This is a genomic window from Comamonas sp. DB36 (assembly GCF_057914905.1).
Map to the genome: position 1 here is coordinate 124,367 of NZ_CP196632.1, position 14,062 is coordinate 138,428.

Consider the following 14,062-nt stretch of genomic DNA (forward strand, 5'->3'; position numbering starts at 1 on the left):
ATAGTTTTGGAATGGACTGATACTCCAGGCCACTTTTCATCAGAGGTGCAGACCAATTGTTCAAACACGCGCTGCTCGAATCCGTCAAGGCCGGTATCGCCGATCCGGCCCAGGCCGCCTTGCCGCTGCGCGCGCGCGTGCAGCGCGCGCTGCGCCAACTGATACTCGATGGAGCGCTCGAAGTCGGCCGGCCCTTGCCCGCATCGCGCGCGCTCGCGCAGTCGCTGGGCGTGTCGCGCGACACCGTCGAGTCGGCTTACAGCCAGCTCGATGCCGAAGGCTTCATCGAGCGGCGTGTGGGCAGCGGCAGCTTTGTGTCGCAACGCGCCCAGCGCCTGCCGGGCAGCGGCCAGTCGCCGCCGTTGCAAGCCAGGAGCGCGGCGCGGCTGAGCCAGCGCGGCGGCGCGATGTTCGCCGGCGGCGGTGTGCGCGACTTTCTTGCGCCGCGGGCCTTTGCGCCCGGCGTGCCCGAGACGCGCAGCTTTCCCCTCGCCACCTGGGAGCGGCTGCAGCGCCAGGTGCTCAAGGAGCACGGCACGCGCGCGCTGCTGCACAGCCCACCGCAGGGCATGGAAGCGCTGCGCTGCGCGATCGCGGACTACATCAATCTCGAACGCGGCGCGCGCGCCACGCCCGAACGCGTGCTGGTGCTGACCAGCTCCCAGCAGGCGCTGACGCTGTGCGCCCAGGTGCTGCTCGATGCGGGCGAGCGCATCTTCGTCGAGGACCCGGTCTACCACGGCGCGCGCAAGGCCTTCGATGCCGCGGGCCTGGAATGCGTGCCTGTGCCGCTAGACGACGACGGCCTGTGCGTGGAGCAACTGCTCGCTGCCAGCCAGGAGCCAGGCGCCACGCCGCGCGCGGTGTTTCTCACGCCTTCGCACCAGTTTCCTTCGGGCACCACGCTGGCACTGGACCGGCGGCTGGCGGTGATCGAATGGGCCAGGCAGAACGACGGCTGGATCATCGAGGACGACTACGACAGCGAGTTCCACTACGCGGGCAAGCCCACGTCCTGCGTGCAGGGGCTGGACCCGCACGCGCGCACCATCTACATAGGCACATTCACCAAATCGATGTTTCCCGGGCTGCGCATAGGCTACATGCTGCTGCCGCCGGCGCTGGTCGCGCCAATGACCGTGGCGCGCACGCTGCTCGACGGCCACAGCGCGCCGATTCCCCAGTTGACGCTGGCGCGCTTCATCGACGGCGGGCATTTCGGCGCCCATGTGCGCAGCATGCGCGCCGTCTATGCGCAGCGGCGCGACATGCTCGCGCGGCTGGTGCGTGAACACCTGTGCGATTACCTGACGCCGCGCGTGCCGGCCGGCGGAATGCAGATGCCCTGCGTGTTCATTCGCGACATTCCCGAGCGTGCGGCCGTTGACGCCGCGCGCCGCGCGGGCATCGATCTGCAGGGCCTGTCGGCGCTGCATGCCTCGGGCCGCCAGGGCGCGGGTTTTCTGATGGGCTTTGCCGCGCATGCGCCCCATGAACTCGAGGCCGGCGTTATAACCCTGGCCAAGGTGTTGCGCGCCCTGTGCCGGTGAGCGCGCGTGCACCCGGCCTTTTAGCGGCTAAAAATCCTGGGAGTCCATGGGAGCCTCATTCCATGCGATTGTCCGACAGCATCGTCGGCAGTTGCGCCAGGCCGTGTGCGAACCAGCCTATGCGCTCGGTGGCGCGCACGTCGAGCGCCGGCACGTAAGGCTTGATGTCGAGCACCGGCGTGCCGTCGAGCATGTCGTTGCCTTCGAAGTGCAGGCAGTTCGCCTGCACGCGCCGCAGCCGCACGATGGACAGCCCCAGGCGATTGGGCCGTGCGGGCGCGCGCGTGGCAAACACACCATGGCTTTGCGTGTCCATGAACGGCACGACCTCGAGCTTTTCCGTCGCCTGGTGCAGATGGGTGATCAGCATCAGGTATTCGAAGCCTTCGATGTCTCTCAGTCCGGCCGCATACTCGGGAAACACTTCGAGGCGGGCGCATGCATCGGCCGCGGCTACGGTCTGTATGGGCATGCCTGCCGTGGTCGTGAAAGGGCTGCGCACCATGCCTATGGGGCGCATTGCGATGGGAGAGTGCAGGGTCATGGCGGCTCTTGGTGGTGATTGCGCCCGGGCGGCATCGCCGAGCAGGCTGGTGGGGCATGGGAAACACTTTGTCGCGCTTTCGCTATTCCATTTTAGAATAGCGTTTTCAAAGGACCTGAGATGCACGCTTGCCCCCGCTGGCTCGGTAAAGCCACCCTGATCGCCGCCCTGTCGCTGGGCTCTGTCGTCGTCCACGCGCAGGAAGTCGTTGTTTCCGCGGCCGCCAGCCTGACCAACGCTTTCCAGGCTGTGGGCCAGGCGTTCGAGAAGACCCGCCCCGGTGCCAAGGTCACGTTCAACTTCGCTGCCTCGGGCCCGTTGCTGGCGCAGATCCAGCAGGGCGCTCCGGTCGATGTGTTTGCCTCGGCCGATCAGGAAACCATGGACCGCGCGGCCAAGGCCAATCTGCTGGCTCCTGGCTCGCGCGCCGATTTCGCGCGCAACACGCTGGTGCTGATCGTTCCCGCCAGCGCCAGCGCCGTGCCGCAAAAGCTGGTCGATCTCACGGGCGCGAGCTACAAGCGCATCTCCACCGGCACGCCCAGTTCCGTTCCCGTGGGCCGCTACACCATGGCTTCGGTGAAGGATGCCGGCCTCACGAGCGCGCTCGAGCCCAAGTGGATCTACGGCGAAAGCGTGCGCCAGGTGCTGAACTACGTGGCCCGCGCCGAAGTCGATGCCGGCTTCGTCTACCGCACCGACGCGCTGATCGAAAAGGACAAGACACGCATTGCGCTGACCGTGCCCACGGCCACGCCCGTGAGCTACCCCATCGCCCAGGTCGCGACCAGCAAGAACGCCGCTTGGGCGAAGGATTTCATCGCTTTCGTGCGCAGCGACGCCGGTCAGCAGATACTTGACGGTTTCGGCTTCTCCAAGCCCTGACCGGAATTCCCACCCTTGCTTGCTCCTCTTTGGCTGACTCTCAAGATCGCACTGCTCGCAACGCTGCTGGCCGGCGCCGTGGGCATCGCGCTGGGCTGGTGGATGGCGCAGCGGCGCTTCGCCGGCAAGAACTTCGTCGACGCGCTGCTGATGCTGCCCATGGTGCTGCCCCCTACGGTGCTGGGCTACTACCTGATCGTGGTCATAGGCCGCAACGGCGTGCTGGGCCAGTACCTCGATCGCTGGTTCGGCATCAATCTGATGTTCACCTGGCAGGGCGCGGTGATCGCCGCCTCGCTGGTCTCGCTTCCGCTGATCTACAAGGCCGCGCGCGCGGCGTTCGAAGATGTCGACGGCCGCTTCCTGCACGCGGCGCGCACGCTGGGCGCGGGCGAGGCCGAGATCTTCCTGCGCATTGCGCTGCCGCTGGCGGTGCGCGGCATCGCCGCGGGCCTGATGCTGGCGTTCGCGCGCGCCATGGGCGAGTTCGGCGCCACGCTGATGATTGCCGGCAATCTGCCGGGCAAGACGCAGACGCTGTCGATCGCCATCTACGACGCGGTGCAGGCCGGCAACGACGCCCAGGCGCTGTGGCTCACGCTGGTGATCTCCGTGGTCTGTGTGGTGGTGCTGGTGGTCTCGGGCCGCATGCTGCAGGCCAGGCATTGATATGAATGCTGTTCTCGATCTTCACGTACAGACGACGCTGCACTCGCCGGGCCGCAGTTTCGTGCTCGACGCGCGCTTCGTCTCGCAGACCGCGCGCACCGCGCTGATCGGCGCTTCGGGCTCGGGCAAGTCGACGGTGCTGATGGCGATTGCCGGACTCGCGCCGCAGGTGCGCGGCCATGTGCGCGTGGCCGGCCGGGCGCTGCTCGATACCGCCAACGGCATCGACCTGCCAGCGCGCGAGCGCCAGGTGGGCCTGGTGTTCCAGGACTACGCGCTGTTTCCGCACCTGACCGTGGAGCAGAACCTGGCCTTCGGCCTGTGCCGCCATGGCAAGCGCCCGGGCGAGGCCGAGCAGGCGCGCATCGATGCGCTGGTGCAGCAGTTCGATCTGCAGGCGTTGCGTCGCGCCTTGCCGCGCTATCTCTCCGGTGGCCAGCGCCAGCGCGTGGCGCTGGCGCGCGCGCTCGCGCCCGAGCCGCAGCTGCTGCTGCTCGACGAGCCTCTGTCGGCGCTCGACACGCAGCTGCGCATACGGCTGCGCGCCGAACTCGCGGAAATGCTCGAGCGCGTGCAGGTGCCCACGCTGCTGGTCACGCACGACCCCAGCGATGTCGAGGCGCTGGCGCAGTCGGTGGTGGAGATAGACGCCGGGCGCGTCAGGCTGAAAAGCGCCGCCTAGGCGCCGGTGCTTGGCGTTGTCCGCCGTATCCGGGGCAGCCGGAGAGGCATTTTCAGCAGTTTGCGCGCCCGCGCCGCTTGCCTTCAGCGAGCGGCCGCGCCCGGCAGCAGCAGTATCTTGCCCACATTGAGGCCGGCCTCCATGCGTGCATGCGCCTGCGCGGCTTCGGCCAGCGGGTAGCTGCTGTCGATCACGGCGCGCAGCGTGCCGTCGGCCAACGCGCCCAGCCACTGCTGCGCAAAGCGCTGCACCATGGCCTGCTTGACTTCGGGGGGGCGCGACTTCATCACCGTGCCGAAGATCTGCAGATGGCGGTAGAGCACCGCATCCATCGGCAGCGTGGCGCCCGCGGCGCCGCCGAGCAGGCCCACGGAGACCATGCGTCCGCCTATGGCCAGCGAGCGCACATTGCGTTCCAGATACGGCGCGCCTATGAAGTCGATCACCACGTCCACGCCCTTGCCGTCCGTGCCCTGGGCGACCACGGCCGCGAAGTCCTCGCTGCGGTGATCGATCACCACATCGGCGCCGAAGCCGCGCACGGCTTCGCACTTTTCGCCGCTGGCGGTGGCGAACACCCGCGCGCCCAAGGCATGGGCCAGCTGCACCGCTGCCGAGCCCACGCCGCCCGCGGCCGCATGGATCAGCACCGACTCGCCGGCTTGCAGCCGCGCCAGATGGAACAGCGCCTCGTGCGCGGTGACGAACACTTCGGCCACGGCTCCGGCGTCGACCAGGCTCACGCTGGCCGGCACCTGCATGGCCATGCGGTGGTCGATGCGCGAGATTTCCGCATAGGAGCCGCCGCCCACGATGCCCATCACGCGGTCGCCCACGGCAAAGCCCTGCACTTCGGCCCCGACCTCGATCACCGTGCCCGCAATCTCCAGGCCCAGCGTGTCGCCGTCGCCGAAGTGGGCGCGGCCGTAGGCGCCCTTGCGCTGCAGCAGATCGGCGCGGTTGACGCCTATCGATGCGTTGCGCACCAGCAGGTCATTCGGGCGCACTTCGGGCAGCGCCACCTCGCGCCGGCCCAGCACTTCGGGGCCGCCGAAATCGTCGAAAACAATGGCTTGCATGGTCTGCTTTTGCACAGCGGTGGCGGAGTTCAAAACGGTGGACATATGCGTCTTTCCTGAAACGGGTGAATGCCTTGAAGGTTACGCCTTTGCCAGGGCTTTGAAACGCAGCGATTTCGCTCTACAGTGATGCAAATCTGCATCACACAAGGGCTCATGAACTGGGACGACACCCGCATCTTTCTCGCGCTGACGCGCTCGCCGTCGCTGCGCTCGGCGGCGCGCAGCCTTGGCGTGGACCAGGCCACGGTGGGCCGGCGCCTGAATGCGCTCGAGGCCGAACTCGGCGCCAAGCTGTTCCTGCGCTCCAAGGACGGCTATCTGCTCACCGCAGCCGGCGAAGTCGCGCTGTCCGCCGCGCGGCGCATGGAAAGCGCGGCGCTGGACCTGCGCAGCAGGATCGAGGGCCAGGACGAGAACCCCGTGGGCCTGGTGCGCGTGACCAGCACCGACTCGATCGCCGTCGATCTGCTGCTGCCCGCGATAGAACGCCTGCAGGCGCACTGGCCGCATATCCGCGTCGACCTCGAAGTCTCGACCCAGCTGCTGAATCTGAGCCGCCGCCAGGTCGACATCGCGTTTCGCAATGTGCGGCCCGACACGCCCGACCTGGTGGTGCGCCGCGTGGTCTCGTGGCCCGTGGGGCTGTTTGCGAGCCAGGCCTACCTGGAACGCTTTGGCGCGCCGGTTCCCGACGATGAACTGCGCGGCCACCACCTCGTGGTCTACGGCCCCTACCTGGAGCGCGAAGCTTTGCTGACCATGGCCGGCGTGCCCGCGCGCCAGGCGCGCGTGGCCATGGGCGTGAGCTCCAGCCTGCTGACGCGCAAGGCCGTGGCCGCGGGCGTGGGCCTGGGCGAGATGCCGCTGTGGATGGGCGAACGCGAGGGCCTGGTGCGCATCTGGCCGCAGCGCCGGCGCGCCAGCGACTACGAAGTCTGGCAGGTGATGCACCCTGATCTGCAGCGCACGGCCAGGGTCAAGGCGACGGCGGAGTATCTGTCGGGGGCCATCGCGGGCCAGTGATGGGGCGCTGCTGGACGCGGCAACGCCAGCCCGCTCTCCCATAATTCCGGGCATTCGAATCGACAAACGGAGAATCCATGGCGCATCACTACGTTTCCCATATCGTCTGGACCGGCAACCGCGGCCAAGGAACGGCGGGCTACCGTTCCTATGACCGCACCTGGGACATCGCGATCGCGGGAAAGTCCGTGATCCATTGCTCGAACGATCCCCTGCTGGGCGGCGATCCCCACAAGATGAACCCCGAGGACCTGCTGCTTTCTGCCTTGTCCGCCTGCCACATGCTGTGGTACCTGCACTATGCGGCCGTGGACGGCGTCGTGGTCACCCGCTACGAGGACCAGCCTATGGGCATGGGTGAGGTGGGCCCGGCAGGCGCAGGGCGGTTCACATCGGCCGTTCTGCGCCCCAGCATCGTGCTTCGCACTGGCAGCGATGAGGCGGTGGCGCGCGCCATCCATGGCAGGATTCACGAAGTCTGCTTCATTGCGCGCTCCGTGAATTTTCCCGTTACCTGCGAGCCCACGTTCAGCTTCACTGATTGAGTGGCCCAGGGCACCACACCCTTCAGTTGATTCCCAGTGCCGTCTTCATGGCATTCCAGGCCGTGCCGTTCAAACGCACGGAGTAGCTGACGGCCTGGCCTTCATCGGCAATCGCCGCAGGCTCGCGAAAGCCGAACACATTGCCGTCGTACTCCGTATAGCCGCGCGTCACGCCCTGCGCGAAGGTCTTGCCGGGGAAGTTGGCGAAGTTCAGCAGGCGTACGCCATTGACCGTGGAAATGGTGAACGCGCTTTGTGAATGCGCGACGCAGCTGCCCAGATCCGTGTACGCGGGAGCGGTGGATTCGCAGCTGTAGAACTGCGCGGTGGTGGCGTTGACGAAGGCTACGCGCAATACATGGCTGGCGTCCACAGGGCCGGCAGCGCCGACGGTGGTGGCGCGCACCGTGGTCGGCGTCGCCAGATTCACCGCGCTGGCCGGGCGGTTGGCAATCATGATGTCCAAGTTGGGGAAACCGAAACGATCGGTTGCCGTGTTGTTGATCAAGAGCGGCGAACGGTTCATCTGCACCGACACGACGGTGCGCACCTGCGCGCCTGCCGGGAAAGTCGCCGTACCCAGCACAGCGGGGTCCATCTCGATGGAGCGGTCATGGCGAATCGCCTGGGTTTCAAGGGCGGTATCCCCGGCACGCAGCGCGGTCACGGCCTCGGCCATGGATTTGCCGCCGACATCCAGCGTCTTGAGTGTGAAGCCCAGGAACGCCGTGGACTGGTTGCAGACCAGGGTGCGCGCCGGGTTGCCCAGCGTGGTCAGGCGCGGCACGGCGGTGTCGCAGCGTGTCCAGCCGCTGCTGGTCAGGGTGACCGAGGGGAACAGGGCCTCGGGCGCGCTGGCCAGCCCGCTGGTCTTGCCGGTCCGGGTTTCGATCTGGCGCGCATAGCCATCGGCCTGGAGCACGCCATCGGACTTGCGCTCGCGCGCCACATAGTTGTCTGCACCAGCGTAATTGAGAAAACCCAGCTGATCGGACGCCACGGCCGCGGCGCCGGGCGCCGTCACCTGCAGCGGCGCGCCCAGCTCCAGCGCATAGGCCGTGACCTTGGCGGCGGTGCGCGCATTGTCTGGCAGCACGGCGCTGCTGGATGCGGCATCTCCCTGGTAGTCGTAGATTTTCGCTGCCGGTATGCCGAGCTGGCGCGCCACGGCGGCCTCGGCCACCTCGCGTGTCATTCCGCCCGCAATGCCGGTTTGCACCAATGTGGTCAGCGGATTGATCTGACCGGCCTTGCCCGCGGGAGCGGACAGCTGGAATGCCTTGGCCGTGGCCTTGCTGTCTGGGTCGGCAGCGTCCACCGAGTCGGGCGTCACCCGGGCAATCACGGGCGCCTGATTGAACGCCGCCGTTGCCGCCGCGTCAGCGGGCTGGTAGGTGATGCTGTACTTGCCGTCCGCGCCGGTGAGGGCTGCGCCGGGTTCTGCGGTGTCGCAGACGGCGTTGGCGTTCAGGTCCACGCACACGGCGGTGTTGCGCACGGCCTGATCGATGAGCACAGCGCCCGCAAGCGTGATGGCCGGCTGCGCGACCACGCCACCGCCGCCACCGCTGGTGTCATCGGAGCCGCTGCTGCCCCCGCAGGCATACAGGCTGGCGATCAGGCCGCACAGCAGCAGAGGACGAATGGCGGGCAGGGAAGTGTTGTGGGGGGCAAGGTGCATGGTGGTTTTCCAGGATATGGATGTGACACACAAACTCTATTGTTCAAACACAACAAACAAAATGATGCAATTGCACTATGCTCAGACCGCGCGTCCGCCCTGACACGGCTTGTCCCGAACCGGGAAAGGTTCGCCAGCGAGGTGCCTGCAAGAGAAAGAACGCCGCCATGCATGCCGACTACAGTGATCTGCTGCTGTGCTTGTACCGGAAATCGCACGAATTGCCCGTAGCGCACTTTCAGGATGAAGCGCTTAACCTTCTCAAGCCCGTGCTGCCCTTCGACTCGGCAATGTGGGGCTGTGCCACCTTGACGCCGGGTGGCATCGATATTCACGCCATCCACCTGCATCGCCAGCCTGTGGAAATGCTCCAGGCCTATGAGGAAGTCAAGCACCTTGATACCGCGGCGCAAGCCGTGGGCATGCGCCCCAGCGAGACCCTGGCGTTTGATGCGCAGTCCTGGTTCGGTGGGCGGCAGCAGAGCGCGCTGCGCGACTATGGCCGGCGCTTCGAGCAGTCGCACTTCTTCATCGGCGGTCTGGTGAACCCGGACACACGGTTCACGCGCTGGCTCACGCTGTTCCGCGCCCGTGCCGATGCGCACTGCACCGAGAGCGAGCGCCTGCGGCTCGCCGGATTGCTGCCGCACCTGCAGCAGGCGCTGGAGCTCAACCGCTTGACGCATCTCAAGGACGTCGTGCAGACCAGGGGCGGCGACGGCACCGGCTCGGCCCTGGCCGATTCGCGCGGCATGATCCACCACATGGATGCGATCTTCGAGCACGCGTTGCGCCATGAATGGGCGGGCTGGCAGGGGCCCTGGCTGCCGGCTGCCGTGGTGGTCGCCGCACAGCGTGGTGAGCAACGCGTGGTGGGGCGCACGCTTGCCATCAAGCAGTTCAGCCAGCACGGCTTGCTGTGGCTGCGCGTACGCCCGCTGTGCGCGGCCGATGCACTGACGCCGCGCGAGGCCATTGTGGCGCGCCTCACCGCCATGGGCCTGACGCACAAGCAGATCGCCGCGCGGCTGCAGCGCGCTCCGGCCACCGTGCGCAACCAGATCCGGTCGATCTACGACAAGCTGGGCGTGGCCAACGTGGCGGCGCTCGTCGAGGCGCTGCGGCAGGCCGATTGACGGGCGGCCCCGCCCTCTGTTCGCCGCAGTCGCATCAACGGGCGGCAGCGTTTGCGCATCATTTTGCTGCCCGCAAGCGAGCGATCTGACCGCGGCCCAGGCCCTCCACGAAGCTTTCTTCAGCGCGCGCGGCGGCTGCGCCAGACAGGGATACCGGTGCATAACAAGAATCATTACCATTTATGATCGGGCCTATCCCTAGAAAGCTCCCGCCAACGCGCCATGCCATCGATTCAGTTCCAAGCCGAAGTGGCTGACATTTTTCGCCAGCACCACGCCTGGCTGCGTAGCCGCCTGCTGCGGCGCGTGTCCAGCGCCAGTGAAGCAGAAGACGTGGCGGCGCAGACCTTTTTGCATTTGACCGAGGATGGCGGTCGCTCGGTCATACGCGAGCCGCGGGCGTTTCTCAGTGCCATCGCCAAGCGCATTCTGATCAAGCACTGGCAGCGCCAGGACCTGGAGCAGGCCTATGCGGACACGCTGCGCTGCATGCCCGAAGCGCTGGCGCTTTCGCCCGAGGAGCATTGCATGCTGGTCGAAGCCATCTGCCAGATCGACCGCGCGCTCGCCGCACTGCCGTTGCCGGTGAAGACCGCGTTCCTGCTGTCGCGGCTCGATGGCATGCGCTATCCGCAGATCGCCGCGCACATGGGCATTTCGCTGGCGACCGTGGAGCGGCACATGAAGCGCGCCTTGCTGCATTGCGTGGCCTGCGCGCCATGACGATGGCCGGCGAGCAGGACTTGTGCGCCGCCGTCGACTGGCTGGTGCGCCATGAAGCGGCCGCGCTCAGCGCTGCCGAACGCCAGGAGTTCGAACAATGGCTGGGCCAGGACAACAGGCACCGCTGCGCCTGGGATCGCGTGAACGGCGCGCTTGCCGCGCCGCTGACCACCGTGCGCAATCTGCAGGCGCAGGCCGAAGGCGTGCATGTGCAGGCCGCCATGCAGGCACTGTTCAGAACACGCCGCCGGCGCGTGCTGCGCGGCGCGCTGGCGATGGGCGGCGTGGCCGTGGCGGCGAGCTTGGTCGCGGATCGGCTGACGCCGCTCGCCCAGATCATGGCCGACCTGCGTACGGGCACGGGTGAAAGGCGCGCGTTCAGGCTGGCCGATGGCTCTACGGTCTTGCTGGACGCGCGTTCGGCCGTGGACGTGCGCTACCTCTCGGGCGTGCCGCAGTTGCAGCACCGCGCCGGCGCGCTGATCGCCACGCGCGCGCATGCCGGGGCGGGCCCGCTGGAGATCCGCACCCGCGACGGGCTGGCGCGGCTCGAGTCGGGGCGCATGATGAGCCGCGTGCATCCCGACCGCACCGAAGTGGTGGCCATGGAGCACAGCCTTTCCGTGCAACCGCGCGCGCTGCAGTCCGTCATTCTTGGCGCGGGCGAAGGAGCGAGCTTTAGCGCCAGCCGGATGGCGCCGCTGCATGGCAATCCACTGCATCGCGCTGCATGGCAGCAAGGCATGCTGGCCGTCGATGACTGGTCGCTGGCCGAAGTCGCCCAGGCGTTGCAGGCGTATTTTCCCGGCTTCATCCGGGTCTCGCCGGCGGTCGCCGAGTTGCGCGTGTTCGGCATCTTCCGGCTCGAAGTGGACGAGCTGCTGAACACGCTGGCCCAGATCCTGCCCGTGCAGGTGCGCCGCCTCGGCCCCCTGATTTCCATTGACACCAAAGGAGTGCGTTGAAGCCGTGGAAAAAAGCTGAGGGGATTTTGCGTTTCGCCGCACAAGCCAGGTAGTACAGAGCGAAAAGGATAATCCGTGACTACCTTCCCCCTTCAACGCCGGCCTGCCCAGCGCCCCGGCCTGCATGCGCTGGCGCTGGCCGCGCTCGTGGCTTGCGCCGCGGCCCCCATCGCCAGCCAGGCCGCCGAGGCATCGGCGGCGGCGTTTTCCCTTGAAATTCCCGGCGGAACGCTGGCGCAGACGCTGACCCGCATTGGCCAGCAGACGGGACGCAGCATCGTCGCCGACCCGGCTTTGCTCAAGGGACTGCGCGCCGGCCCCATTCAGGGCGCGCTGACGCCGGAGCAGGCCGTGCGCCAGGCGATCGAGGGCTCCAGGCTTGGCGTGCAAGCACTGCCCGGCGGAGCGCTGCAGATCCGCGAACCCGCAGCGCAATCCTCGCAAGGCAGCGCGCCCTCGGCTGCGGGCGAAGCCGCGTCGGAGCACGTGGCCGCGCTGGCCACGGTGGTCGTCACCGACCAGCGCTCGGAAACCTCGCTGATGCAGCCCACGCGCCAGGTCACGGTCATCGAAGGCCAGGAGCTCGAAGACCTGCGCGCGACCTCGCCCAATCTGAGCACCATGCTGGCCAAGACGGTTCCCGGTCTCTCCGACTCCAGCCGCAATCTCAGTGATTTCGGCATGACGCTGCGCGGACGCAATGTGCTGGTGCTGGTCGACGGCATTCCGCTCAACACCAACCGCGACAGCGCGCGCAATCTGTCCAATGTGGATCTGAGTCGCATCGAGCGCGTCGATGTGCTGCGCGGCAGCAATGCCATCTATGGCAGCGGCGCGACGGGTGGCGTGATTTCCGTGACCACGCGTCCCGTCGGCGGCCAGCCCGTGGCGCGCACCACGGTGGGCATCGATTCTTCGCTCTCGCACCTGAGCGGCGACGGCTTGGGCGGCCAGGTCCAGCACTATCTGTCGGGCGCGGGCGAGGTCGTGGACTACGAGCTCGACATCTCGGCGCGCCGCACGGGCGCGGCCTTTGACGGCCATGGTGAGCGCATCGCGCCCGATGCCAGCCAAGGCGATCTGTTCGACTCCAATACCTACAGCCTCGGCGCAAAGCTGGGCTTTCGCATCGATGGCGACCAGCGCATACAGCTTTCGGCCAGCCATCTGCGTGCCCACCAGCAGTCGGACTACGCGAACGACCCGCGCGTCAATCTCGCCCCGCTGGGCAGCGTGTCCGCCAGGGCCATCAAGGGCCTGAGCCTGGCCGAGCAGAACCAGGTCGAAAACACGCTGCTGAGCGCGAGCTACGAGCACAAGGATCTGGCCGGCAGCAGGCTGAGCGCCATGGTCTATGGGCGCGACAACTTCCTGCGGTTTGCGCCATTCGATGCGCGCAGCAACACCAACCGTGGCAACTTCGTCGATCAGGTCCTGCAGAACAACAAGGTGTTCGGCGGGCGTCTCACCGTCACCACGCCCTTTGGTGAAGACCAGCGCACGAAACTCGTCTGGGGCGCGGACTACATCCAGGAACGCAGCAACATGCCGCTGGACAGTTTCGATGCCGCGACCTACGACGCCAGCGGCGGCCTGGTCTTCCGACGCAGCGGCCAGCACATCTACATGCCATGGGTGAGCGTGAAAAGCGCTGGCGCGTTCGGGCAACTGCAGCACAAATTCAACGATCAATGGTCGGCCGAAGGCGGCTTGCGCTATGAGAAATCGCAGGCGAGCTTCGATGACTTCCAGCCACTGTCGCAATTGCGCCTGCCGCGGCCGGGCACGGTGTCCGGTGGCAAGGTCGCCTACGACGCGGTGCTCTACAACGCCGGCCTGGCCTACAAGCCCAGCCAGGACCATCAGATCTATACCTCCTTCAGCCAGGGCTTCGATCTGCCCGATGTGGGGCTGCAGCTGCGCAATGCGGGCGCCAATTTCGCGATCGGCTCGTCCGAGCTCGAGCCTGTGAAGACCGACAACTATGAAGTCGGCTGGCGCGGCACCTTCGGCGACACCATGGCGACCGTCGCGCTGTTTCACTCGCGCTCCAACCTGGGAGCCGTGCAGTCGTTCAACAACGGACTGCGTCTTACGCGCACGCGCGAGCGCATACGCGGCCTGGAGCTCACTGCTGACCATTACGCCGGCAGGTGGTCCACCGGCGGCACGCTGACCTGGATGCAGGGCCGGGAAACGCCGCCCGGTGCGGCCGGCGATCAGATCATGACGGGCTACCGCATACCGCCGGTCAAGATCACGGGCTACGTGCAATACCAGCCCAGCGAACGCTGGAGCCTGCGCAGCCAGTTCAACTGGTTCGGTTCGCGCGATTACCGCCTGGCCGATGGCAAGACTCAGTTCGCACGCGTGGATGTGAGGAGCTACTACAGCGTGGACGTCATGGGCCGCTACCAGTTCGACAACAAAAACCAGCTGACCGTGGGCGTGCAAAACCTGTTCAACAAGTACTACCTGCCGCTGTATAGCCAGTTGATGCGCAGCAGCAAGAACGACAGCCGTCTGCTGGCCGCGGGCGCGACCTTGACGCTCAGCTACACGCACCACTGGTGAGCT

13 protein-coding genes are annotated in these 14,062 nt (G+C 66.9%); 10 read left to right on the top strand and 3 right to left on the bottom strand.

What is annotated here, in order from left to right:
* Positions 1-56: 56 nt before the first annotated feature.
* A complete protein-coding gene (gene pdxR / locus ACSVDO_RS21570) occupies positions 57-1,550 on the top strand; it encodes a MocR-like pyridoxine biosynthesis transcription factor PdxR (RefSeq protein ID WP_489597075.1) in 1,494 nt (497 codons plus the stop codon).
* Between the two features lie 55 nt (positions 1,551-1,605).
* Here pdxR and tsaA read toward each other — a convergent pair whose 3' ends face one another.
* Positions 1,606-2,094: a tRNA (N6-threonylcarbamoyladenosine(37)-N6)-methyltransferase TrmO gene (tsaA, locus tag ACSVDO_RS21575; RefSeq protein ID WP_489597077.1), complete on the bottom strand. Its 489-nt coding sequence runs from the start codon at positions 2,092-2,094 to the stop codon at positions 1,606-1,608.
* A gap of 120 nt (positions 2,095-2,214) precedes the next feature.
* On the opposite strand from tsaA, the gene modA reads away from it, so the two are divergent.
* The 3 genes from modA to ACSVDO_RS21590 are packed head-to-tail and all read left to right on the top strand — an operon-like array spanning position 2,215 to position 4,330.
* Complete coding sequence (gene modA / locus ACSVDO_RS21580; protein ID WP_332537718.1) at positions 2,215-2,979, top strand: molybdate ABC transporter substrate-binding protein; 765 nt, start codon at positions 2,215-2,217, stop codon at positions 2,977-2,979.
* A gap of 15 nt (positions 2,980-2,994) precedes the next feature.
* The gene (modB, locus tag ACSVDO_RS21585) at positions 2,995-3,648 is read left to right on the top strand and encodes a molybdate ABC transporter permease subunit (RefSeq protein WP_489597079.1); all 654 of its coding nucleotides are present in this window, start codon (positions 2,995-2,997) and stop codon (positions 3,646-3,648) included.
* A gap of 1 nt (position 3,649) precedes the next feature.
* Entirely contained in the window at positions 3,650-4,330 is a 681-nt protein-coding gene (locus ACSVDO_RS21590) for an ABC transporter ATP-binding protein (protein ID WP_489597081.1), read from the top strand.
* An 83-nt stretch (positions 4,331-4,413) separates the two neighbouring features.
* On the opposite strand, the gene ACSVDO_RS21595 is transcribed toward ACSVDO_RS21590, so the two are convergent.
* On the bottom strand, positions 4,414-5,454 hold the full coding sequence (locus ACSVDO_RS21595; RefSeq protein WP_489597082.1) for an NAD(P)H-quinone oxidoreductase: 1,041 nt from the start codon (positions 5,452-5,454) through the stop codon (positions 4,414-4,416).
* 111 nt (positions 5,455-5,565) lie between these two features.
* Between ACSVDO_RS21595 and ACSVDO_RS21600 the strand changes: the two genes are divergently transcribed.
* Together ACSVDO_RS21600 and ACSVDO_RS21605 are read left to right on the top strand one after the other, a co-directional pair.
* On the top strand, positions 5,566-6,435 hold the full coding sequence (locus ACSVDO_RS21600; protein ID WP_489597084.1) for a LysR family transcriptional regulator: 870 nt from the start codon (positions 5,566-5,568) through the stop codon (positions 6,433-6,435).
* Positions 6,436-6,512: 77 nt separating this feature from the next.
* Entirely contained in the window at positions 6,513-6,980 is a 468-nt protein-coding gene (locus ACSVDO_RS21605; protein WP_489597086.1) for an OsmC family protein, read from the top strand.
* Positions 6,981-7,002: 22 nt separating this feature from the next.
* Here the strand turns inward: ACSVDO_RS21605 and ACSVDO_RS21610 are convergent, their stop codons facing one another.
* The gene (locus tag ACSVDO_RS21610; protein ID WP_489597393.1) at positions 7,003-8,661 is read right to left on the bottom strand and encodes a hypothetical protein; all 1,659 of its coding nucleotides are present in this window, start codon (positions 8,659-8,661) and stop codon (positions 7,003-7,005) included.
* A gap of 167 nt (positions 8,662-8,828) precedes the next feature.
* Here ACSVDO_RS21610 and ACSVDO_RS21615 point away from each other — a divergent pair, with 167 nt between their 5' ends.
* From ACSVDO_RS21615 to ACSVDO_RS21630, 4 genes are all read left to right on the top strand, one after another.
* Complete coding sequence (locus tag ACSVDO_RS21615) at positions 8,829-9,797, top strand: helix-turn-helix transcriptional regulator (protein ID WP_489597088.1); 969 nt, start codon at positions 8,829-8,831, stop codon at positions 9,795-9,797.
* A gap of 249 nt (positions 9,798-10,046) precedes the next feature.
* A complete protein-coding gene (locus ACSVDO_RS21620; protein WP_489597090.1) occupies positions 10,047-10,520 on the top strand; it encodes a sigma-70 family RNA polymerase sigma factor in 474 nt (157 codons plus the stop codon).
* Positions 10,517-11,485: a FecR family protein gene (locus ACSVDO_RS21625; protein ID WP_489597091.1), complete on the top strand. Its 969-nt coding sequence runs from the start codon at positions 10,517-10,519 to the stop codon at positions 11,483-11,485. Before ACSVDO_RS21620 ends, ACSVDO_RS21625 begins: the two co-directional genes overlap by 4 nt.
* A gap of 75 nt (positions 11,486-11,560) precedes the next feature.
* Positions 11,561-14,059: a TonB-dependent receptor gene (locus tag ACSVDO_RS21630; RefSeq protein ID WP_489597093.1), complete on the top strand. Its 2,499-nt coding sequence runs from the start codon at positions 11,561-11,563 to the stop codon at positions 14,057-14,059.
* Positions 14,060-14,062 lie beyond the last annotated feature (3 nt).

What these genes read in the sequence shown, in the direction of transcription:
- ACSVDO_RS21590 (WP_489597081.1), top strand. Translation starts at nt 3,650, where the DNA reads ATGAATGCTGTTCTCGATCTTCACGTACAGACGACGCTGCACTCGCCG.
- ACSVDO_RS21600 (WP_489597084.1), top strand. Translation starts at nt 5,566, where the DNA reads ATGAACTGGGACGACACCCGCATCTTTCTCGCGCTGACGCGCTCGCCG.
- tsaA (WP_489597077.1), bottom strand. Translation starts at nt 2,094, where the DNA reads ATGACCCTGCACTCTCCCATCGCAATGCGCCCCATAGGCATGGTGCGC.
- ACSVDO_RS21595 (WP_489597082.1), bottom strand. Translation starts at nt 5,454, where the DNA reads ATGTCCACCGTTTTGAACTCCGCCACCGCTGTGCAAAAGCAGACCATG.
- ACSVDO_RS21625 (WP_489597091.1), top strand. Translation starts at nt 10,517, where the DNA reads ATGACGATGGCCGGCGAGCAGGACTTGTGCGCCGCCGTCGACTGGCTG.
- ACSVDO_RS21615 (WP_489597088.1), top strand. Translation starts at nt 8,829, where the DNA reads ATGCATGCCGACTACAGTGATCTGCTGCTGTGCTTGTACCGGAAATCG.
- ACSVDO_RS21610 (WP_489597393.1), bottom strand. Translation starts at nt 8,661, where the DNA reads ATGCACCTTGCCCCCCACAACACTTCCCTGCCCGCCATTCGTCCTCTG.
- ACSVDO_RS21605 (WP_489597086.1), top strand. Translation starts at nt 6,513, where the DNA reads ATGGCGCATCACTACGTTTCCCATATCGTCTGGACCGGCAACCGCGGC.
- modA (WP_332537718.1), top strand. Translation starts at nt 2,215, where the DNA reads ATGCACGCTTGCCCCCGCTGGCTCGGTAAAGCCACCCTGATCGCCGCC.